19 protein-coding genes and 1 tRNA gene are annotated in these 22,602 nt (G+C 41.3%); 10 read left to right on the plus strand and 10 right to left on the minus strand.

What is annotated here, in order from left to right:
- Together ACT3QN_RS05355 and ACT3QN_RS05360 are read left to right on the plus strand one after the other, a co-directional pair.
- A partial coding sequence (locus ACT3QN_RS05355) for a hypothetical protein (protein WP_444529086.1) occupies nucleotides 1-1,254 on the plus strand: 1,254 nt, incomplete at its 5' end.
- A gap of 1 nt (nucleotide 1,255) precedes the next feature.
- Nucleotides 1,256-1,903 (plus strand): hypothetical protein, encoded by a 648-nt coding sequence (locus ACT3QN_RS05360; RefSeq protein ID WP_100749151.1) that lies wholly within the window; start codon nucleotides 1,256-1,258, stop codon nucleotides 1,901-1,903.
- A 230-nt stretch (nucleotides 1,904-2,133) separates the two neighbouring features.
- Here ACT3QN_RS05360 and ACT3QN_RS05365 read toward each other — a convergent pair whose 3' ends face one another.
- The 7 genes from ACT3QN_RS05365 to kdpF all read right to left on the minus strand — a co-directional run bounded on the left by ACT3QN_RS05365 (nucleotide 2,134) and on the right by kdpF (nucleotide 11,039).
- Nucleotides 2,134-2,676: a DUF3124 domain-containing protein gene (locus ACT3QN_RS05365; protein WP_444523247.1), complete on the minus strand. Its 543-nt coding sequence runs from the start codon at nucleotides 2,674-2,676 to the stop codon at nucleotides 2,134-2,136.
- Nucleotides 2,677-2,752: 76 nt separating this feature from the next.
- Nucleotides 2,753-3,439 carry a response regulator gene (locus ACT3QN_RS05370; protein WP_020442997.1) on the minus strand — a complete coding sequence of 229 codons (687 nt, stop codon included), beginning with the start codon at nucleotides 3,437-3,439 and terminating at the stop codon, nucleotides 2,753-2,755.
- A gap of 43 nt (nucleotides 3,440-3,482) precedes the next feature.
- On the minus strand, nucleotides 3,483-6,233 hold the full coding sequence (locus tag ACT3QN_RS05375) for a DUF4118 domain-containing protein (RefSeq protein WP_100749149.1): 2,751 nt from the start codon (nucleotides 6,231-6,233) through the stop codon (nucleotides 3,483-3,485).
- Nucleotides 6,234-6,317: 84 nt separating this feature from the next.
- A complete protein-coding gene (gene kdpC, locus ACT3QN_RS05380) occupies nucleotides 6,318-6,992 on the minus strand; it encodes a potassium-transporting ATPase subunit KdpC (protein WP_198411590.1) in 675 nt (224 codons plus the stop codon).
- A gap of 21 nt (nucleotides 6,993-7,013) precedes the next feature.
- Nucleotides 7,014-9,152: a potassium-transporting ATPase subunit KdpB gene (gene kdpB, locus ACT3QN_RS05385; RefSeq protein WP_444523198.1), complete on the minus strand. Its 2,139-nt coding sequence runs from the start codon at nucleotides 9,150-9,152 to the stop codon at nucleotides 7,014-7,016.
- Nucleotides 9,153-9,246: 94 nt separating this feature from the next.
- Nucleotides 9,247-10,959 carry a potassium-transporting ATPase subunit KdpA gene (kdpA, locus tag ACT3QN_RS05390; RefSeq protein ID WP_444523199.1) on the minus strand — a complete coding sequence of 571 codons (1,713 nt, stop codon included), beginning with the start codon at nucleotides 10,957-10,959 and terminating at the stop codon, nucleotides 9,247-9,249.
- Nucleotides 10,959-11,039, minus strand: a complete 81-nt coding sequence (gene kdpF / locus ACT3QN_RS05395; RefSeq protein WP_084674193.1) for a K(+)-transporting ATPase subunit F — start codon at nucleotides 11,037-11,039, stop codon at nucleotides 10,959-10,961. The genes kdpA and kdpF overlap by 1 nt, the downstream gene beginning before the upstream one ends.
- 181 nt (nucleotides 11,040-11,220) lie before the next feature.
- Here kdpF and ACT3QN_RS05400 point away from each other — a divergent pair, with 181 nt between their 5' ends.
- Nucleotides 11,221-11,481 (plus strand): hypothetical protein, encoded by a 261-nt coding sequence (locus ACT3QN_RS05400; RefSeq protein WP_444519405.1) that lies wholly within the window; start codon nucleotides 11,221-11,223, stop codon nucleotides 11,479-11,481.
- 704 nt (nucleotides 11,482-12,185) lie between these two features.
- Here the strand turns inward: ACT3QN_RS05400 and ACT3QN_RS05405 are convergent.
- Nucleotides 12,186-13,535: an MBL fold metallo-hydrolase gene (locus ACT3QN_RS05405; RefSeq protein ID WP_444523200.1), complete on the minus strand. Its 1,350-nt coding sequence runs from the start codon at nucleotides 13,533-13,535 to the stop codon at nucleotides 12,186-12,188.
- Between the two features lie 380 nt (nucleotides 13,536-13,915).
- Between ACT3QN_RS05405 and ACT3QN_RS05410 the strand changes: the two genes are divergently transcribed.
- The 5 genes from ACT3QN_RS05410 (at nucleotide 13,916) to ACT3QN_RS05430 (ending at nucleotide 17,799) form a co-directional block, all read left to right on the plus strand.
- Nucleotides 13,916-14,677 carry a hypothetical protein gene (locus ACT3QN_RS05410; RefSeq protein WP_444523201.1) on the plus strand — a complete coding sequence of 254 codons (762 nt, stop codon included), beginning with the start codon at nucleotides 13,916-13,918 and terminating at the stop codon, nucleotides 14,675-14,677.
- Nucleotides 14,678-14,849: 172 nt separating this feature from the next.
- Nucleotides 14,850-15,212, plus strand: coding sequence for an ArsR/SmtB family transcription factor (locus ACT3QN_RS05415; RefSeq protein ID WP_444523202.1), 363 nt, complete (start codon nucleotides 14,850-14,852; stop codon nucleotides 15,210-15,212).
- Between the two features lie 44 nt (nucleotides 15,213-15,256).
- Entirely contained in the window at nucleotides 15,257-15,664 is a 408-nt protein-coding gene (gene arsC / locus ACT3QN_RS05420; protein WP_444523203.1) for an arsenate reductase (glutaredoxin), read from the plus strand.
- Nucleotides 15,651-16,424, plus strand: coding sequence for an arsenical resistance protein ArsH (arsH, locus tag ACT3QN_RS05425; protein WP_444523204.1), 774 nt, complete (start codon nucleotides 15,651-15,653; stop codon nucleotides 16,422-16,424). The genes arsC and arsH overlap by 14 nt, the downstream gene beginning before the upstream one ends.
- Before the next feature lie 67 nt (nucleotides 16,425-16,491).
- Nucleotides 16,492-17,799: an arsenic transporter gene (locus ACT3QN_RS05430; RefSeq protein WP_444523205.1), complete on the plus strand. Its 1,308-nt coding sequence runs from the start codon at nucleotides 16,492-16,494 to the stop codon at nucleotides 17,797-17,799.
- A 236-nt stretch (nucleotides 17,800-18,035) separates the two neighbouring features.
- Here the strand turns inward: ACT3QN_RS05430 and ACT3QN_RS05435 are convergent.
- Together ACT3QN_RS05435 and ACT3QN_RS05440 are read right to left on the minus strand one after the other, a co-directional pair.
- Nucleotides 18,036-18,111, minus strand: a tRNA-Asn gene (locus ACT3QN_RS05435).
- 256 nt (nucleotides 18,112-18,367) lie between these two features.
- Nucleotides 18,368-19,570 carry a pyridoxal phosphate-dependent aminotransferase gene (locus ACT3QN_RS05440; protein ID WP_444523206.1) on the minus strand — a complete coding sequence of 401 codons (1,203 nt, stop codon included), beginning with the start codon at nucleotides 19,568-19,570 and terminating at the stop codon, nucleotides 18,368-18,370.
- Nucleotides 19,571-20,060: 490 nt separating this feature from the next.
- Here ACT3QN_RS05440 and ACT3QN_RS05445 point away from each other — a divergent pair, with 490 nt between their 5' ends.
- Together ACT3QN_RS05445 and ACT3QN_RS05450 are read left to right on the plus strand one after the other, a co-directional pair.
- The gene (locus ACT3QN_RS05445; protein WP_444523207.1) at nucleotides 20,061-20,798 is read left to right on the plus strand and encodes an SDR family NAD(P)-dependent oxidoreductase; all 738 of its coding nucleotides are present in this window, start codon (nucleotides 20,061-20,063) and stop codon (nucleotides 20,796-20,798) included.
- Between the two features lie 62 nt (nucleotides 20,799-20,860).
- The gene (locus ACT3QN_RS05450; protein ID WP_444523208.1) at nucleotides 20,861-22,567 is read left to right on the plus strand and encodes an NAD(P)/FAD-dependent oxidoreductase; all 1,707 of its coding nucleotides are present in this window, start codon (nucleotides 20,861-20,863) and stop codon (nucleotides 22,565-22,567) included.
- Nucleotides 22,568-22,602 lie beyond the last annotated feature (35 nt).

Here is a 22,602-nt window from a genome sequence, read left to right on the forward strand (position 1 = left end):
ACACATCTTATAAAAGAGGTTACTGGCTTAAGCTATCTTACTACACATCATCTACGTCATAGTTGTCTAACTAATTTTCAGTTAATGTCATTTTTATACGATAAAGACTATCAATTTAATGGCCATCCAGGTGCAACGTTTTTAAAAGGCTTGCTACCCTACGAATCAGCTCAAGCTGCTAGCATCATCAATCATTTCGAAACGAATCTTGCGTACAAGAAAATATATGCTTTGGCAGGAATAGCAGGCCACGCTACCCCTAGTACAACATTTTCATCATATGTACATTTTACGGACATTCAGGTGGGATTATTATTATGGCAGACCAATTTTAAACTAGCTATGAAGCACAATCAGATACTAAAAATACCGAGAAGACAAAAATTTGAAACTGAAAATATGCATTTAAGACTAAATGAATATCTCATTGATAAGCTTAAACTGCCTTATTTTCCGAAACCTATGCACAGTAAAATACTGAATGATGATTTTGATGAAAAAATTGTAAAAGTTAAGAAATATTCTTTCGATGAAGTACATCAAGTTCTTGAAGCTTATACTCAGAAAGGTGATTATGAGAACCTCATGCATATCTATGATGTCAGTCAAGAAACTGTTGAAACATGGCATCGTAATGCAAAGCGACTAAGAGACGATTTAGAGTTTCAAACTAGGAAAGGCAACCCTAGGTTGTTTGATATCAATAATAAAGGAGGCTTATTACCTGTTAAGGATAGATATGATGATGATAGAAGAATCATGATGCAAATGACGGAAAAATTTCGTAGCCTTTACTTAGAGAGTGAGGACAAAAAACATATCCATCAATTTATATATCATACACTTACTCACTCTCAATATAATAAAAATTTTATTATATTTAACTGCGCAGTAGACCTCTATAACTACCTTCAAGTTATTCGTAAACTAGTCTATAAAAAAGATATTCGACTGAGCTACTACAACTATGCACAAGCTGCCGAAAAAGATCAGAATAATTGGAACGACGCTTTAAAAGATATACCTATTTCACAGAGAATAAATATGGATAATGAGCAAGAAGAGAATTTTTGCCAAAATCGAAGGCAGATCCGAGTAGAGCTCTCACTCGCTAGTCAGACTGAAGTTACAAGAATTCAAAATAGGGCAAACTCTGTTATACCTATAAAGCAGTGGAATGTGAGGACAATACAAATATTTTGTCACTATGTATTCATTATGATGGGTGACAGAATTAATAAGGAAGTAGCGTAATATGAAACTATCTGCTAAAACGATTAGTTTAAATAGCAACTCAATCGTAAAACTCCATCCTTTAGCCAGTAGGCTTCATCAAGTACTGATCAAAGCCTATATTAGTAGTGATAAGAGTACCTATCTCAAAAACGTACCTAACTATTTTGGCAGCAGAGTTGACATACCTATTCATAATATTTCTGTCATATTTAAAGACGGTTTATACGAAATCATCGGGGGCTGTTTTTCTCCTATATTTGATCTAAATGATATTTCTAATGAAAATACTGTGATTCTAAGTTATACAACATCTCAAGGTCATGATACAAAGAATAAAACTGATGAACAGATAAACAGAGTAAAAAAAAGAATTCAAGATAAGTTTGACCAAGACGTAATAGACTTTATATATATGGATTATATTAGGGCGATTTCTATTCTTTCACTTTCAAAACCAGGTGTCATGTATTCCGAAATTAGAGAGTTATCACAGGCTAAAGGCAAATATAGTAGCGCTATTTGGAACGAAATATTTGGTAATGAAGATGAATCTCCAATAAACTATCTTAGTCAGAAAGATTTTTCAATGCTTATCGATAAGACTCGAGGTACTGTGAATAATCATAACAAACTTAAAGGTTTCACATACCAAGCAAAGGATTCCTGAATTACTGCCAGATGTATTATTAATGGATACATTGCTACAATCTTTAGTAATATTCAAATAAAGAAGTCTTTTGAACATGCCTAAGTTCAGGTTAGAACAGAGCTATCAGATGAATCGTTATTGATCAAATGGACAATTTAAAGATAAAGAAGGTCACTTTTAAAATGTATTTTTGTGTTCCACTTTATGAGTTAACGAACGATATACATTGAATATAAAATGATTTTTTATCAGTGCATAACTGGTGTCCCTTGCGTGTTAAAAGCAAAAGCTTTATTATTAAAATTACCAATCATTACCGCCTCAATCACTGGTTTAACCGTATCATCTAAAGCTTCAACCTCAATGATAAAGTCTGCACCAGGACCCCCTTTATTTTCTTCTTTTTCAACGATATAGTTGAGGGTTGCCATAGGTGGCAGCTTAATTGAGTTCTTGATATAGGACTTTATTAGCTCTCCGTTAGTACCGTAGTAATCAATTTTATTGATATATAGTGATTTTTCTAATGTGGTATTACGAATGCTCAAAGTCGCCGATAGCAATACTTTTTCATTGTACCTATCAATATAAATGTCTGAATAAATGGGCACATAAAAGGTTTGTTTATAACTTAATTGACGGGGATCGACGGCTGAGGTTATTTCAAGCTCTTTCATAGGATCTTTATTATTTTCTGAAAATACTATATTGGGATCTTTTATTGATTTATCACAACCTGATAACAGCACCAATATAGCAATGGCTATGGCGGACATACTGAGCTTGTTCATGATATTTCCCTCTTTTTTTTGCATCTTACCATCAGCTTAATATTCTAGTTAGGAGACTAAATACATTCATGTATTGTCAGTCTTTAGGTATATGTAGCTTGTAGCCGACACCGATTTCGGTTAAGAAGAAATTTGGTCGAGAAGGATTATCTTCTAGTTTCTGGCGTAAATTTGACATAAATATGCGAACATAATGTTCTTGATGGTTATGACCTTTACCCCAAACTTCATTAAGCAGTTGTTTATGGGTCAGTACTTTTTCCGCATAACGGATCAGGACAGTCAGCAAGCGATACTCAATAGGTGTTAAATGGACGTCTTTACCATTTTTCTTGACTTGTCTCTGCGTGAGATCGATGCTGACATTGCCAAGCTCTATCTGACTAGGTGCTTCGTAGCCAACCTGCCAGCGGCGCATATGTGCATTAACACGCGCAACCAATTCGCCCATACTAAAAGGTTTCACTAAATAATCATCTGCACCTAAATTGAGCGCTTTTATTTTATCCTGTTCATCACTGCGAGCTGATAATACTAAAATAGGTAATGAGGACCACGTCCTAATATCTGCAATGACGTCACAGCCATCACCGTCAGGTAAGCCAAGATCTAATATAAGTAAATCAGGACGGCGCGTCGCAGCTTCTATTAAGCCCCTGTGCGAGCTATCAGCGATATAAACTTGATAGCCTTCTTGCTCCATCGCTGTTTTAATAAATCGCGCAATATGGGCTTCATCTTCGATAATTAGTATGGTCTTCATTAGTGTGTTTTTCGCTATTAGTATTAACCTTATGATATAGCACTTATCGTGCTAAGTTTGCTGAATCAATGTTTGGGCTGCTTGCTATAAAGTCGTCACTCAATAAATCTTGTTCAGGCAAAGGTTGCCAAGGTAGCGTTATAATAAATTGTGCACCGTGAGGTTGTATATTATTAGCGCTTAACGTGCCACCCAGATGCTCAACTAAATCTCTGCTCAAAGCTAAGCCTAAACCCAATCCCGTTGTAGTACCTTCCGAATTCCCTCGAGTAAAGCGCTCAAATATTTGCGTCTCCATACCTACAGGTAGACCTTCTCCTGTGTCTGTCACCGTTATCAGGTATTGCCGATTATTATCAAGCATTGCTTTGATGCAAATACAGGCATTGTCTAGGGTATAATTGATTGCATTGGTTATTAAGTTGTTTAAAATACGCGACAAAATCAATTCGTCGGTATAAATAAAGTCAATATTATGGGGAATGTCTATTTCTATCTGGCGCTCTTTTAAATAGTGCTCAAGCTGACGGATATTACTACCAACGATTTCTTCTAAGCTCACCCATTGCTTGTTTAGTTTCATGCCGCCAGACTGTAGCGAGACGTAATCTAAAATATTAATGACTAAACGCTGAATGACGTTTGCTTGCTGCTCAATATCGACTGCCAGTTGCTTCTGCTCACTTGCCGTTAAACTCTGGATAGCAAGAGAAGATGCTAAACCAGATAATACCGTTATTGGCGTTCGGATATCATGAGACAGGGCCGATAATAAAGTCCCACGCAGCCGCTCTGATTCTACCTTTATGAGCGCGGTTTGAGCCACTTTTGCGTAATATACCCGCTCTAAGGCTAGCGTTATTTGGGCAATGGCCATATCAAGGGTTCTTTGTTGTTCGGGTTGATTGAAACTCTCACTATCTGTAGGCATCAGTGCTAAAACACCGAGCACCTGATTTGATGTAGCGAGTGCCCGATAGTGCATCGTATTGGCGGTGAGTGTATTAGTTCCTAGTCCCGCGCTTTCGTTATGATCAAATACCCATCGGGTGACAACCCAGTTGAATTCTGCAGGTATCGTACAGTCAGTCATAACGACCAGTTTATTTTCCACGTCTGGCATCACTATAATTGCAGTGCTAGCAATATGCTGTGTTAGCCATGCTGCAGCTTGGCTGATGATGTCATTGTTTTTACGAGCAGCACTTAGGCTTTGAGCAAGATAGCTCATGGATATGGCCTGTTGTTCACGTTTACGGGCAGCTTGTGCCTGAAATCGCAGGCCAACTGCTAGGTTGTTAATGATTAAAGAGACGATAAGCATAACGGCAAAGGTGACTAAGTATTGGACATCACTGACATTAAATGACAGCTTAGGTTCAACAAAAAATAAATCAAAACTTAACACACTTAAAAAAGCAGCCAATATACCAGGCGCGCGTCCAAAGCGTACTGAGATAAAAACAATCACTAACAAGTACAGCATGACTACGTTGGCTAAATCAAACCAGCGCGTGAGAGCCACTAAGGTAACGGTTACTAATCCGCATCCCAAAATTGCCATGAGATAACCATTACGGTTATCTACCGATGATAATTCTGCCACGTTCCAAGACGGTAATTGACGCTCATTAATAGTTTTGCTTAACTGCTTAGTTTGATTAACCAATATCAAATCTAAATTAACGTCTTGCTGTGAGATGAGCTTGACCAGCGACTGACCCCAGTGATACGGTCTAGAGCGGTTAGCATGGTTTTGTCCAATAATAATACGGCCAATATTGAATTGATGGGCATAGCTGGCCAAACCCTCTGCCACAGTAATGGCACTAATCACTTCAGTTTTTGCACCCAAATCATCCGCTAAACGCAATGCCTCCAAAACTTTCTGCTTATTATTAACTGAACGATTTAAACCGCGTGGCGTATCGACATGTACCACATACCACTGTGAATGTAGACTACTGGCCAGCCTAGCAGCATGACGAATGAGGCGTTCACTGTTTGCCCCCGTACTGATTCCTACCAATAGCTGATCTGCGGTATTCCAAATAGGTGAAATTCGAGCTTGGTTACGATAATCTTGCATATCGGCATCGACCAAGTCTGCGGTTCGGCGTAATGCCAGCTCTCGCAGCGCGATCAAATTACCTTTACGAAAGAAGTTATTAATAGCGTGCTTGGCTTGGCTTGGAATGTATACTTTACCTTCGTGAAGACGCGCCAATAATTCATCTGGCGGTAAATCAACCAATACCACTTCATTTGCCTGATCAAAAAACCAGTCGGGCAAGGTTTCTTGAACCACGACTCCAGTAATTTGATTGACAACATCATTTAAGCTTTCTAAATGCTGAACGTTTAGGGTCGTGTAAACACTGATACCTGCTTTTAGTAACTCTTCAACATCGTGCCAACGTTTAGGATGGCGAGATCCTGGAATATTACTATGTGCCAACTCATCAACCAGCAAAATATCTGGATGACTGGCGAGAGCGGCATCAATGTCAAACTCTTGTAGCATCTGTCCACGATATTCAATCTCGCGTAGCGGCAATACTGATAGCCCTTGTACCAGTGCTGCTGTCTCACTGCGGCCATGCGTTTCTACAATACCAACCAATACATTACGTCCATGCGCTTGTGCTTGGTGGGCAGAGGTCAGCATGTCATACGTTTTACCAACCCCGGCCGACGCTCCAAAAAATATCTTTAATTTACCTCTATTGACCGTATACTCTTGCTGCTTGATTTGCTGCAATAACGCATCTGGGCTAGGGCGGTTAATATTCATTATGACCCTCGATAGCTCTTAAATAAAAGTAAATTAAAGTGGCGGCTTTTGGTTAATCCGGTAGTGTTGTTTAATACTGTCTTACTATTTAACTGGGAGAGTAGATATCTCGTCTAAAGTTAAGTTAACTGCCAGCACATTGACACGCGGCTCGCCAAAGACATTAAACTGCTTACTATCGGTATTATCATTGATCGCTTTTTGTACTTGTTCGATACTTATCCCGCGTATACTTGCCACTCTATTGGCTTGCCACTGTGCCGCCGCAGGTGAGATATGTGGATCCAAGCCACTTCCCGACATGGTCACCAAATCAATCGGAATCGGCGCTTTATTCTGTGGATCAGCCGCCTTAAGCTTTTGCACTTGCGCCTCAACATTGCTGGCAAGTTCAAGATTTAAAGGTCCCAAATTACTACCTGAAGATTGGGTGGCATCATAACCTTCACCCGCAGCAGAAGGTCGTGTCCATATATATTGTGGTTGGTCAAACTGTTGACCGATAAGCGCAGAGCCAACCAGCTGCCCCTCTTTTTCTATTAAGCTACCATTTGCCTGATTGGGCATAGTCACTTGCCCGACGCCAGTCATCAATAATGGGTAGCATAACCCTAAAATGATACCTAATAGTATAAATAGTAATACAGCAGGTTTGAGCATTGGCATATAAGTAGCAGCGTTATCTAGTGTGTTGCTGCTACCTGTTGCATCTTGTAGTGATGGCTTGGAGTCAGTATCTGGATGAGAATGAGTGTACATAGTAATATTCCTTATGAATGATTAGACCAATTGCAATACGTTAATGAGCATATCGATAACCTTTATTCCCACAAACGGTAGCAGTAGTCCGCCCAATCCATATATCAAGAGGTTCCGGCGCAATAGGTTAATAGCAGAGTTTGGACGATACTTGACGCCTCGCAGCGCTAGTGGAATTAGAAATACAATGATTAAAGCATTAAAAATAACCGCTGATAAAATAGCGCTCTTTGGGCTGCCCAAATGCATAATATTTAAAACGTTTAAGGCGGGATAAGTACCAGCAAAAGCTGCTGGAATAATCGCAAAGTATTTAGCGACGTCATTAGCCAAGCTAAAAGTCGTCAGCGCCCCACGGGTCATCAACATTTGCTTACCGGTTTGCACCACTTCAATAAGCTTGGTCGGATTTGAGTCCAAATCCACCATGTTTGCTGCTTCTTTTGCCGCTTGAGTACCACTATTCATAGCAACTGCCACATCAGCTTGAGCAAGTGCTGGCGCGTCATTAGTACCGTCACCAGTCATTGCCACTAACTTACCTTGGCGCTGATAACTACGAATCAATTCAAGTTTTTGTTCTGGTGTGGCCTCCGCCATAAAGTCATCAACCCCAGCTTCAGCAGCGATAGCAGCAGCGGTTAAAGGATTATCACCAGTAATCATCACGGTAGTAATACCAATTTTGCGCAGTTCCGCAAAGCGCTCTTTGATACCAGATTTGACCACGTCTTTAAGTTCAATGATGCCTAATATCTGCTGACCATCTGCAACTAACAGGGGGGTACTACCGCGGCGAGCCACTTCTTCTACTTGTTGATCCAAATTACTCGGTAGTGTGCCACCTTGTTCTGTCACCCAATTTACTATGGCATCATAAGCGCCCTTACGGATGCGGCGTTGCTCAATATCGGTACCACTCATGCGAGTTTGTGCGGTAAATTCGATAGTTTCAAATGGCTTTGATTTCCAGACATTCTCATCGATATCAAAACGGCTTTGGGCCAGTTTGACGATACTGCGACCTTCTGGTGTCTCATCGGTTAGCGAGCTAATCAATGCCACTTCAGCCAGCAAGTTCTCGTTAATACCGTTAGAAGGCAGAAATAACGAAGCTTGGCGGTTACCATAAGTAATGGTACCGGTCTTATCGAGCATTAGCACATCGACGTCACCTGCAGCTTCTACCGCACGCCCAGAAGTTGCAATCACATTGGCTTGCATCATACGGCTCATACCTGCTACCCCAATAGCCGATAATAAACCGCCAATCGTTGTCGGGATCAGGCAGACCAGTAATGCGACTAAAATAACAATAGAGATGGGTTCGCCTTGACCTGATGCGAGCACTGCAAACTGAGAGAATGGCAACAGGGTGACGCAAACCATTAGAAATATCAGGGTTAATGCAATAAGCAAAATAGTCAGTGCAATCTCATTAGGCGTTTTAGTACGTTTGGCACCTTCTACCAAGGCAATCATACGATCCAAAAATCCTTGCCCCGGCGCTTGGGTGATACGAATAATCAGCCAGTCAGACAAGACCTTAGTACCGCCAGTGACTGCGTTAAAATCACCGCCACTTTCACGGATTACAGGAGCGGATTCACCAGTAATGGCTGATTCATCGACTGAAGCAAGACCTTCTATCACCTCACCATCCGCCGGAATGATTTCTCCCATTTGCACTAATACAATATCGTCTTGATTGAGCTCCGTCGCCTGTACCATAGTAGCGGCGGATAATCGGTCGCTACTAGCAAGCTTACGCGCTTGCACATCTTGACGTGCCTGCTTAAGACTCGATGCTTGCGCTTTACTGCGACCTTCTGCTAACGCTTCAGCAAAGTTGGCAAATAATAAGGTAAACCATAGCCAAAACGTGATTAACAAGGTAAAGATCAGTCCAGTTTGACTCTGAATTAACATGTTAATGGCTAATATGGTCGTCAACCATGAACCGATATAAACGACGAACATCACGGGATTACGCCACTGAACGCGAGGATCAAGCTTGAGTAGCGCATCTTTTAGCGCCGGTTTAATCAGTGCCGGATCTAACAGACCTTGTGAAGGTTTTTCGGGCAAATCAGAGTTATCAGGCTCTTGTTGAGGCGGCACATCTAAGTCTTTATTATTAGAATCTACTGAAACATTCATGGTTTTTATTCCTAACATAATCATAAAAAAGGGGGCAATTCACCACTAAAAAGGTAAGGGCCTATTTGCCAAAGTTTAGACAAATAGGCAGTCGCTAACCTTTCATCATCCATATATGCTCTACAATAGGTCCAAGCGCTAAAGCAGGAATGAAAGTCAATGCGCCAATCATCAGCACGGTTCCAACTAATAGACCCACAAATAATGGCGTGGTCGTCGGTAAAGTACCGCTATTGACTTCAAGTCTTGGTTTTTTCGCCAATGATCCTGCCAAAGCCAGCACTGGAATGATGACCCCAAAGCGCCCGACCACCATCGCAAGCCCAAGCATAGCGTTATAAAACACCGAATTAGCGCCCAATCCTGCAAAAGCAGAACCATTATTATTGGCCGCTGAGCTAAAGGCATACAGCACTTCACTAAAACCATGAGCGCTAGGATTGAAAATCCCTGCTTGACCGCTGCTTGTCATAACACTAATCGCCGTTCCCATTAGCACCATAGTAGGCGCTGCAAGTAAAGCCAATACCACCATTTTCATCTCAAATGGTTCAATCTTTTTACCGAGATATTCTGGTGTCCGTCCAATCATGAGTCCTGATACAAATACCGCCAATATTGCAAATAGCAACATGCCGTACAGTCCGGCTCCAACACCGCCAAATACCACTTCACCTAACTGCATCTGCAACATTAAACCAAAGCCGCCCATCGGCGTAAATGAGTCATGCATCGCATTTACCGCACCACATGATGCTGCAGTAGTGATGGTGGCAAATAACGACGAAGCCACAATACCGAAGCGTACTTCTTTGCCTTCCATATTGCCACTGACATCAGCAGCGGTTAGCCCTGAAACTTGTGATGTTAACCAAGGATTACCAGCAAGTTCACTACTCACCGTTAATGAATACATACCGACAAACAATACAGTCATGGCTGCTAATACCGCTACACCTTGCTTCAGGTTTCCGCTCATCTTACCAAGACAAAAACATAGCGAAGTAGGAATAAGAAAAATAGCGAGCATCTGAATTAAATTAGAAAAAGGCGTTGGATTTTCAAAAGGATGGGCAGAGTTAACATTAAAGAAACCACCACCGTTAGTGCCTAACATTTTAATCGCTTCTTGTGAAGCGACTGGACCTAGCGCGATGGTTTGTGTGTCACCTTGTAGAGTTTGCACGTCCATATAGGTTGACAAGGTTTGTACAACACCTTGGCTCATTAATAACAGTGCGATGATGGTCGCTATCGGCAATAGGATGTAGATATTACAGCGCCATAAATCGACCCACGCATTACCAAGGTGAGCGCTTTTCTTAAATATCAAGCCACGCATCAAGGCAAAAGCGACGGCAATACCTGTTGCTGCTGACAAAAAGTTTTGTAGCGACATACCCATCATTTGGGTGAGATAACTCATGGTGCTTTCGCCACCATAAGCCTGCCAGTTGGTATTGGTCATAAAACTGATGGCCGTATTCATGGCCAAGTCCCAAGTAACTCCGGTCATCGCTTGCGGATTGAGCGGTAGATTGCCTTGCACCAGTTGCAATATAAATAGCGCCAAAAAGCCAATGATGTTAAATAAGACAATAGCGAGTGCATACTGTTTCCAGTTCATCCCCGACGCAACATTACCTTTGCTATCTCGTCCAAGCATACCGAGTGTAGTAAAACTGCGTGATTCAAGACGGGATATCGGTGCCTGCATACGCTGCATGATGTAACCGGATAAAAAATAGCCCAAAGTAAATAAGATGAGAAGATAAATAATCAACTGAGATAAGGCCTGGATGGTCATTAGAACGCCTCCGGTTTAATCAGTACGTATAGCAAATAGACAAATAAACCTAGGGCGATAAGCCCTGAAAATACTTCCATAGCACTCTCCTAACACCAAGATCAGTCAATTAATTGCCGCAAGATTACTAAGACCTTGCTGCTCATTGGATAATGTCATTAGTATGCTGAGAGAAGTATAAAAGTGTTATTAAGATAAATAGGCAGGATATAAAGAAAGTATAAAGATGAGAGTTAGCTAGTAGATAGGCAGATATTAAGTGTGGATAACTGTCTTGCTTTAGCTAGGGACAATGAAGAGGTAACGACTAAAGACAACACTTATTTACTGGCACTGGAAGACACTTCTTTTTCTTGGGATGCGGATACAGAGATTCTGACCTTTGAAGAAAAACCGTATAAAATCGGAGATGAGCTTTATCTTGGCGGTACTGTATTTACTTATCCTAACGCGAATATTACCGATCAGATAAAAGTAAAATGGATAGATTATGGTTTGGATAAAGGGTGGCTTGTTGGTTGAACTGGATAGACCATTCCTTAAACTTTAGAAGCTAATTTTCCAGATATATCTAATAGATAATAATCTAAAAACGGTAATACAAATAATAAACGCAAAAAAAATATGTATAATTATTATACGTTTTTTAAATACTAATGTGCAATAATTACACATTTTAAGTGACCAAAATATGGAATATAGCTCACGTAAAATGTCTTGAATTGCGCTAAATGTCATAGCTATTTATTGACTTAAGATATTGATATGTATATTTTTATAGGTTAATATAACTTAATAACGATTTATAAAGTTTAGTGGTTCTAGCCTGTCACGCCGGGGGTCGCGGGTTCGAGTCCCGTCCGCTGCGCCATATTTAAAACGAATTTAAACCTTTGGGTTTAAGCAAGTTTCGCCTCAAGCATTAGATTGTTTGAGGTTTTTTTATGTCTGTTTTTTATGTATCTATGTTCTATGAGTGATAAGTCAGGTAAGGAAGTACAGTAAGAGTTAGAATCTAGAGCTATGATTTATATGTATTTAAGTCATATCACTTAGAAGTCAGCTAAAACTACAACCCTTTTTTTACATCAGTCTTATATTGAATAAAAGAAGGGTCGTCGTATTTATCTTAGGTACAGCACTTTAAAATGCCTTTGCTTAAAGCGCATTATCTATAATTTATGACACGTTTGAGATCATTGTAGATTTTTGCTAAAGGCAAAGGGCTAGTCATGCGTTGCTTGCCATGCACCCATTGACCCTAGATAGATATCAATGTGCTCAAAGCCTCGACTAGCGAGCCACCCTGCTGCTATCGTTGCCCGAGCACCACTGGCACACATCAAGGTATAGTGGCGACTTTGGTCCAGCTCATGCCAACGCTCGTTTAGGTGACCAACATAGATATGCTGTGAGCCTTCAATCGCGCTGGTATTCCTCTCATCGATATCGCGTACATCAAGCAATGTCCAATTTTGAGTATTATTAAGACGATTTTCCACTTCGGACGTATCGATCATAGGGGTTTGCTGCATCTGCTCACCTTTAGCAGCAGCAGGGACGACACCCACATAACCACCTATGACATTATCAAAGGCAATACGTACCAAATGCTCCATCGCAGTCGCAAGTTGATCTTCGTCAGAGGCAATCAGTGCCAAGCTTTGTCCTTCCTCGATAAACCATCCAGCAAACGCAGGTAACATGTTGACAGATAAACTCATAGAACCGGGCAAATGTCCTGACGCATATGCCATGGGTTCACGAATATCGATGAGATGATCAGCATCGCAGTCATGCAGCTGTTTGAGCGAAAGGTTACGCGGACGCATAACGACTGGAGGCGCTTCACCACCTTCCATGTTGAGGCGCTCCATTAATCTAAAGTAGGGCGGCTGATAATGATTTTCGCTAGTCTTAAAGTCAATAAATGCCTCACGATCAGTAATCTGTAAACGTGGGTTGTTCATTCTTTCGTGACCGACAGTAGAAAACTCACGCTCCGCCATACCTGATCCACAGACCGAGCCTGCGCCATGAGCTGGATAAATAATCGCCTGATCACCGAGCGCTAGAATGTCTTGTAACGAATCATAAAGTAGACCTGCAACTTCTCTGCGACGATCAGGATAGAAGTCAGTACGACCGACATCACCTACAAAGAGCGCATCCCCAGTAAAAACGCCAACCGCCTTGTCTGGATATGCAGTGTCAAACAGCGCATAAGCAAGATGATCATCAGTATGACCAGGCGTTTCTAAGACACGAATTTCTAATTGGCCAATTGAAAAGCAGTCATCATTATGTACTGTCTCAGCGTAGACAACAGGTCGTTCTGGATTAGGAACATGTAAAACTGTTGCTCCTGTCATTGCGGCCAAGATAGGTGCACCAGAAACCAAATCCTCATTACGATGTGTCTCAAAAATATGAGTAATCTCAAGCCCTGCTGCACGTGCCTTTTTTACATATATCGCACAGTCACGACGCGGATCAATCACCGCTGCTTGACCATCAGACCCTACCAAATAGGATAGATGCGAAAGCCCAGGTGTCTTAATTTTCTCTAGTAGCATGGTCATTTCCTTATTGTTGTTTTAATCATAATAGTTATTTTAATCAGGTTTATTGGCAGTACAGAGCGAGAGCTACCAGCCAAATCCAGTTTTACTTTTGCATAAGCTTGTATTCAATCTAGCATGAACTTCTAAGTATCATCAATATACAATAACATATATTAAACTTGTTGTTTACATAAGGTCAAACGTAGAAGGCTTTAGGTTGAGAAGGTTAAGAAATGCTCACTTTTACCATTAGATTTTTTGGTTTTTTTATCTTTACGCATTTAATTGAAAGGCTAGGTGAGGCAACTTTACAAAGATTGTTTTTTAAGGTTGGTCTGTTCTAAGTTTCTATATAATGATGTTAATCAGTTAGAAAAATTGAGTAATAAAATATGAAGAAAGAATATATTTGGCTATGCGATTCAGTATTAGATTGGTCTGCAACAATAGAGAGCTATAGTTATACGAACGAAGCGGATCATCTGAGAGCGTACGATCTTTGGAGTCATGCTGACTTAATTTTGACAGGGAATGCAAATGAGTTTGATCGAGTAGATGTTGTTTCTAATTTAAAGCGCTGTCTCAATCAAAGACTAAAGTTTATAGAGCACGTATATTCGCTCAAAAAAATTGCTTTATCTGATTCACCAAAAGGATATCTAGAATACTTAGAGTTTTTGGGCTTAGTTCGACCTTATATGTTAAAGCAGTTAATGCTTATCAGAAATGACATTGAACATAATGATGCTCCACCGCCTAACATTGAGCGTTGTCAGGAGTTGCTGGATTTGACTTGGTATTTTTTAAAATCGACAGATAGCTTTGTTTCTTTGTGCAAGCATGATTTTATATTAAAAAAATTATCAGATTCAGGCGACGAAACTCAATATTGGTTAAATTTCGATATCGATTTTGAGCAAGGTCATACAACTATGGTTAACGGTTGGGTTCCTGAAACACTACTCAGCAAAGAGGAAAAGCAAGGCTTTATGTTAATTGAATTAAAGGATTTTGGTTCTAAAGAAGCACGCTGGGGAGGATCTCAAAAGCACACAGATAAATTAGATAATGATTTTTGGATAAATGGTAAGCTTAAACCGTCAGAAAATATCAGGTTCGAAATTGTTAAGCGTTGTCTTCACGCAAACATGTAATATAGCTACTTGAGCATACGTAGTAATCAATCTTATGTTGGTAAGTATTAGCATTAATTACTTAGAAAATGTATTTATCGTCGCATTTCTACTAAGTTTTGACACTTAAAATAAGCGACAAAATCGTTCAAAAAACATTGAATTATTTCCATATGTCTGTATTATTGGACATATGGAAATAACTAATGCTACCGCAAGCTTTGCTGCGCTCTCTCAAGATACTCGTTTAAAGGCTTTCAAACTGCTAGTCAGCCATGAGCCTGAAGGCCTACCTGCGGGTGAAATCGCCCGTCAGCTCTCTGTCCCTCATAACACGATGTCAGCCCATCTATCGGTGCTGGCAAGGGCAGGATGGGTGGTCTCACAGCGTCATAGCCGACAGATTATCTATCGTGCTTCGCTATCACATATGGATAATGTCATTCAGTTCCTGCTGCAAGATTGCTGTGCAGGGCATCCAGAATTGTGTGCGTCGCTCATGGATAGTCTGAGCGGATGTAGAGTAAATAAGTCTGCTGAGCAAACTAATGGTTAAACCAATTGTCAATTCAATAAATACATAAAATAGGTGTAAGCACTATGAAGCCATTAATCTTTCATAATCCTAAATGCGGTACATCTCGTAATACGCTTGCCATTATTAAAGCATCAGGTGAAGAGCCAGAGGTGGTGGAATACCTAAAAGATACACCAACACGCGACCGTTTAGTTGAGTTGTTGGCACAAATGCAGATTTCACCTAGAGGGCTATTAAGAAGCAAAGAAGCTATTAATGATGAGCTTGGTCTAGATAATCCTGAGTTGTCTGACGATCAAATTATCGATGCCATGATTGCGCATCCCATTTTAATCAATCGTCCTATCGTATTGACTGATAAAGGCGCTGCTCTATGTCGTCCGTCAGAACGTGTGTTTGAATTGCTAGCCAATCCAGTAAGTAGCTTTACAAAAGAAGACGGTGAGGTTATTACTCATGACAAACACTAAGGTTGACCAAGCATTGGCAGTCGAGTCTACGGCTTCGCCGAAAACTGACTTCGATGATCTGCCCAATATTGATATAGATAATCTTCAGCCTATCGACATTGAGTCTTTGGTTGCGTCAAATGACTCACGTCATCCACCAAGAATACTAGTGCTATACGGTTCTGTCCGTGCGCGCTCGTTTTCTAGGTTGGCTGCTGAAGAGTCGAGCCGGTTGCTACGGTGGTATGGTTGTGAAGTAAAAATGTTTGATCCCTCAGGCTTACCATTACCTGATGACGTAGATTCAGACCATCCCAAAGTACAAGAATTGCGAGAACTGGCGCAGTGGTCAGAAGGCATGCTATGGGTGAGTCCAGAGCGTCACGGCAGTATCACCAGTATCATGAAAGCGCAAATCGACTGGATACCGCTTTCTCTAGGTGGTGTGCGTCCAACTCAAGGTAAAACCCTAGCACTGATGCAAGTTAGCGGCGGTAGTCAGAGCTTTAATACGGTCAATCAAATGCGTATTCTCGGGCGCTGGATGCGGATGATTACTATCCCTAATCAATCTTCGATACCCAAAGCGTTCTTAGAGTTTAACGACGACAATCGCATGGATATGTCTCCATTATATCTGCGCCTTGTGGATGTCTGTGAGGAGCTAGTGAAGTTTACTTGGCTCACACGTGGACGTTCAGATTATCTCACTGATCGCTATTCAGAACGCGTTGAGAGTGCTGAAGAAGTATCGAGCCGCGTCAATCAAAAATCGATCTAACCTCCCAATCGATCTAATTCCCTATATTAAATCGGCTGAATAAAATCAGCTTAAGTAAGGTTGTACAATGCTTGCATTTGCTACTTTTGTGGTCACTTTAGTCTTAGTTATCTGGCAACCTAAAGGATTGGGCATCGGCTGGAGCGCCATGGGTGGTGCTTTAGTTGCGTTAGCGCTTGGTGTCGTGCAGTTATCAGATGTGGGTATTGTCTGGGATATTGTCTGGGATGCGACCTTTACTTTTGTAGCGCTGATTATCATCTCGCTTATCTTAGATCGGGCAGGGTTTTTTGGGTGGGCCGCATTACATGTGGCACGCCTTGGGAATGGGCAAGGGCGCTTGTTGTTTCCGATGATTGTCATACTAGGCGCCTTTATTTCTGCATTTTTTGCCAATGATGGTGCTGCGCTACTGCTGACCCCGATTGTCATTGCTATCTTACTGCGTCTGAATTTTTCACCACCATCAGCTCTGGCATTTATCATAGCGACTGGTTTTATCGCTGATACGGCAAGCCTGCCATTGGTCACCTCAAATTTAGTCAATATCGTCAGTGCCAATTATTTTGATATTGGCTTTGGTCGTTATGCGGCGGTAATGGTGCCGGTCAATATGGTGTCTGTATTAGCGACGCTATTAGTGTTGTGGATTGTCTACGCACGTCATATTCCAAAAACTTATTCGACTAGCGAGCTAAGCGCTCCAGAGTCTGCTATTACCGATCCATTGGTATTTCGAGCAGCTTTTCCACTATTAGGGTTGCTGCTGGTCGCCTATTTTGCGACTGAGTCGTTAGGACTACCTATTTCACTGGTCACAGGTATTGCTGCTGCTGCGCTAATGGCAATCGCTGGCCGTTTATGGCAAGGCGGGCGTGGTGCGGTGGTCTCGGTGAGCGATGTAGTACGTAAAGCACCTTGGCAGATCGTACTATTCTCAATCGGTATGTACTTGGTGGTGTATGGACTGGGTAATGCAGGACTGACCGCCTATGGGGCACAAGTACTTAACTGGTTAGGTCAACAAGGCGCAGTCATTGCTACTATTGGAACTGGGTTCTTGTCCGCTATAGTCGCTTCTATTATGAATAATATGCCAGCCACCTTAGTCGGCGCGCTTGCGATTGATCAAGCACAAGTGCCTGCAGCAACACGAGAGCTAATGATTTATGCCAATGTCATCGGCAATGATTTGGGCCCTAAATTTACGCCGATTGGTAGTCTGGCTACTTTACTATGGTTACATGTATTGGCAGAGAAGGACTACAAAATTAGCTGGGGACAGTACATAAAGATTGGTTTACTGATCACGCCGCCTGTGTTGTTAGTGACACTGTTAGCATTAGTATTTTGGTTACCAGTGTTGCCAAGCTAAGCTAGCCAATAGAAAACTTGCTAAAGTAATATCCTATCGTGATAATAATATTTGCTTTTAAATATCATTGTCATAATCAAGTATGAGATAAAGTAGTCATTATCGTTTATCAAAACGGCAAAATAGATAACCAATATTAAATGATACACATAAAAAAACCCTCATCAAATTGATGAGGGTTTTGGCAAATGCCATAATTGAATCAAAGTTGACTCAAGAAATTTACTACTAAAATGTGGCTCTCCAACCTGGGCTCGAACCAGGGACACACGGATTAACAGTCCGTTGCTCTACCAACTGAGCTATTGGAGAATAGGCTGTAAGTGTTTAATCGCTTACAACGAGCCTTAGAAGTCTCTAACGAGTTCTTGCTAAGTGGGGCGTATTCTAGCAAAGTTAAAAAATACGTCAAGCCTTTTTTTGCATAATTAGTAAAAATTGTCATTTTAATGATGAGATAGCGTGTTTTTCCTATTTATATCTAAAAATTTCGCAAAAAAAGACGCCCTATAGAGCATATAGGGCGTCTTTTTTATGAACAGCGATAAGACTCGTTGCTCTTTACGATTTATTCAGCAACGTCTAAATCAGCCACTGCTTTTTCGATACGTGATAGCGCATCTTTCAATGTTGCTTCATCAGTAGCGTACGAGATACGCATATAGCCGCCAAGACCGAATGCATCGCCAGGTACAACTGCCACGCCTACTTTGTCCAATAACCATGCTGAGAATTCAGTACATGACGACAGGCCAGCCGCTTTGATTAGCGGTACGATATTTGGATAGACATAAAATGCGCCATCAGGACGCAGGCATGTAATGCCTTTAATAGCATTTAAACCGTCTACGACTAAGTCACAGCGCTTCTCAAAGGCGGCTACCATTGGCTCTAGGACACTCTGATCACCACTGATAGCGACTTCGGCAGCCACTTGACTGATTGACGTTGGGCATGAGGTAGACTGTGACTGTACCTTTTTCATGGCGTCGATTAGCTTAGCAGGGCCACCCGCATAGCCAATACGCCAGCCTGTCATTGCATACGCTTTAGACACACCGTTCAAGATGATGGCACGATCTTTCAGCTCAGGTGCTGCGTTTAAAATATTGTAGAACTTATCGCCTGTCCAGCGGATATGCTCGTACATATCGTCTGAAGCTACATAGACTTGCGGATGCTTTTTCAATACTTCAGCGATGGCCTTTAGCTCATCTAATGTATAAATCATACCTGTTGGGTTAGATGGGCTATTTAATACCAACAATTTAGTTTTGTCAGTAATCGCTTCTTCTAGTTGCTCAGGAGTAATTTTGAAATCTTGTTCGGCTGGGCATTTGACGATGACTGGCACGCCTTCCGCGATGATAACCATATCAGGATAGCTGACCCAGTATGGTGCTGGGATGATGACTTCGTCGCCAGGATTGATAAAGGCTTGGGCAAGGTTAAAGAATGACTGTTTACCACCGACCGATACTAGGATTTCGTTTGGCTCATAGCTAATGTCGTTGTCGCGCTTGAATTTCTCGATGACGGCTGTTTTTAGCTCTGGCGTACCATCGACAGCCGTATATTTAGTGAAGCCATCGTTGATTGCATCGATTGCTGCTTTTTTAATGTGTTCAGGGGTATCAAAATCAGGTTCACCAGCCCCCAAACCGATAATATCTTTACCAGCTGCTTTTAGCTCTTTGGCTTTATTGGTAATCGCTAGCGTAGGTGATGGTTGGATGTTGTTGACGCGGTCAGACAGTTGCAACTCGCTCATGAGAGATCCTTTTTTATATGAGGGTGGGGTTGGTGGAAATCTGATATTAATTATCTAACGTTTTTCTTACTATCAGGGCAAGATATCAGATAGTTTGAAAAAAGATGGCGTCACCTTACCGTACTACGGCAATCACTCAATTATTAGCGATGCCTCGGCAAACAACGCAATTGCCAGTTTTTGCATTGTAGCATGCTGATATTGAGCTGTCGTATGACGCTAGTAACACAATATTGTGTCATTGCTTGTGATAGAAAATCTTTATGAAGATGCCAAATTTATGAAGGTGACAAAATTATGAAAGTGACAAAATATACGCTTATGTTAAGTTTAAACTCAGACGATTGCGAAGACACAACAATAAACCTGTAGCCGACCACTATAATTATTTAGATTTGTTAAATAAAATGGCTTATAGCTTAATAAAATTCAACTAATGATAAAGACTATCGATTCTATATTATAAGAATGCTCAAAAAGGATATCTACAATGACAGGTTCTACTGAAAAATTACATATTCTCATTACTGGGGCGACGTCGGGCATTGGTAAGCAGTTAGCAAAAGATTACTTGCTAGAAGATCATTATGTATATGCCGTCGGCCGTGACGACGAAGCATTGGCGGAGCTTAAGGCGTTAGGCGCAGACACGATCGATTTGGATCTTATGGATCGAGAAAAGGTCATTGAAGCTTTTGAAAAAATCGACAATGTTGATCTAGCGATTTGCGGCGCTGGTATGTGTGAGTACTTAGATATGCCGAACTTTGATAGCAGTGCTTTTATGAAAGTCATGTCGGTAAACATGGGTACGTTGTCCCATGCGATAGAAGGGGTATTACCAAAGCTAATCGCTTCGAAAGGTCGCTTAGTCGGTCTTGGTTCAGCATCTGCCTATGTGCCTTTTGCGCGCGCTGAAGCTTATGGTAGTTCAAAAGCGGCTATTCACTATTTAATGAAGACTTTGCAGATTAGCCTTGCTCCACATGATGTGTCAGTCAGCTTGGTTGTACCTGGTTTTGTCGAAACGCCTATGACCAAACATAATGATTTTCCGATGCCGTTTATCCAGACGCCAGCGCAGGCAAGTCAAGCCATACGCGATGGTATTGAGGATGGACATGAGGTGATCGAATTCCCCAAAAAACTGACTATGCCATTAAAAGCATTAGGTACGTTGCCTGATCTGGTCTGGCAGCAAGTTAGTGAAAAGCTTAATAAAAAATAATCCACCATTGATAGAGCTGTTAACTATCATACCGATAGAAAAATATAGAAGGGAATGCTTTTATGCCGTTTACTCGTTTCAAGCGTGCAAGTAACCAAAAAATTGCTACCAAGGCTGCAACAGTTTCTGACCATCAGACCGCTCAAAAACGTATCGCTATTATCGGCTCAGGTGTATCAGGACTGACATGCGCTCATTATTTAGGTACGCAACATGATGTAACGGTATTTGAAGCCAATGATTATATCGGCGGGCATGTAAATACGATTAATGTGGCACTACAAGACGGTAAAAAAGCAAAGAGCAGTAACGTAGAGAGTAGTGCGATAGATACAGGGTTTATTGTTTTTAATGAGCGCACATACCCTAACTTCTTCCGTTTGCTTCATGAGTTGCAAGTGCCGTTTCAAGCGACGGATATGAGCTTTTCTGTCAAAAACACCATGCGTCATTTTGAATACAACGGTCATACGCTCAACACTTTATTATCACAGCGCAAAAATGTACTTAATCCAAAATTTTGGCAGTTCATCAAAGATATCTTACAGTTTAATCAGCATATCAAACAGCTACGCCAAGATTATGATATTGCGCGCGCTCAAGGACAAGATGTCAGTAGCTATGCAGAACAAACGCTTGGCGGTTACTTAGCACAAAAAAAATATGGTCAGCTATTTACCGATAATTATCTACTGCCAATGGTTTCGGCTATTTGGTCAACCAGTTTAGATGAAGTACAAGAGTTTCCGTTGGTATTTTTTGCACAGTTCTTCGATAATCACGGTTTGCTCGATGTGGTCAATCGTCCGCAGTGGTTTACGATAAAAGGCGGCTCAAAACAGTACGTCAATAAACTGATTCCACGCTTTATAAAAGCAGGCGGTAAAATACGAGTCAATAGCCCAGTACAGTCTGTGGTTCGTAATGGCGAGCAAGTAACTTTAACAGTGCAGGATAAAAATAACACTGACAGCCAAGTCGAAAACCTTGTATTTGACGAAGTCATCTTTGCTTGTCATACCGATACTGCATTAAAGATTTTAAAAGATGCCAGCACTGATGAATCTGACGTGTTAGGTCATTTCCGCTTTACGAAGAACACAGCGGTATTACATACCGATACCAGTGTCTTGCCTAAGAAGCCATTGGCATGGGCAAGCTGGAATTACTTAATAGATGAATCGGTCTCAGGCGAGCAAACGGCTGGAAACGCACAGATACCTATAAAGCCAGTGCTGACTTATCACATGAATATCCTGCAACGCTTGACCAAAAAACACAATTATTTGGTTACCCTAAACCCAGCTGTTGATAATAAAAACGTTGATGATAAACAGATAGTTAAGAGCATCGATTATAGTCATCCAGTGTTTGATCTTGCGATGATTGATGCGCAGACCAAATGGTCGGATATCTCTGGTAACGGCTCACACACGCATTTCTGTGGGGCTTATTGGTTTAATGGCTTTCATGAAGATGGCGTACGCAGTGGTCTACGTGTCTGTCAGGCGCTTGGTTTTGATATTGATATAAAAGACGAGGTTGATCCAGCTCATTTACCTGACGCTGATAGCGCGCATACGCCGTTTCGTTATAAAGACTTACCTGTAAAAGCGGATACCAAGTTACGTAGGCTGAATAAGCGCGAAGTCACCATAGCGACAACCAATCAGGAGCTAGTTGAGTATGCTGATCGTTTGCAGAATGCTACTGCTGATATGAGCCAACATAGGAAACGTGGCTTATTCGGTCGTCGTAAAGCCAAATAATATGACGTCTAATGTCGTTATGTATACTAAGTATT

It is taken from the genome of Psychrobacter sp. AOP7-C1-14, from assembly GCF_052376135.1.
In the GTDB taxonomy this organism is placed as follows: domain Bacteria; phylum Pseudomonadota; class Gammaproteobacteria; order Pseudomonadales; family Moraxellaceae; genus Psychrobacter.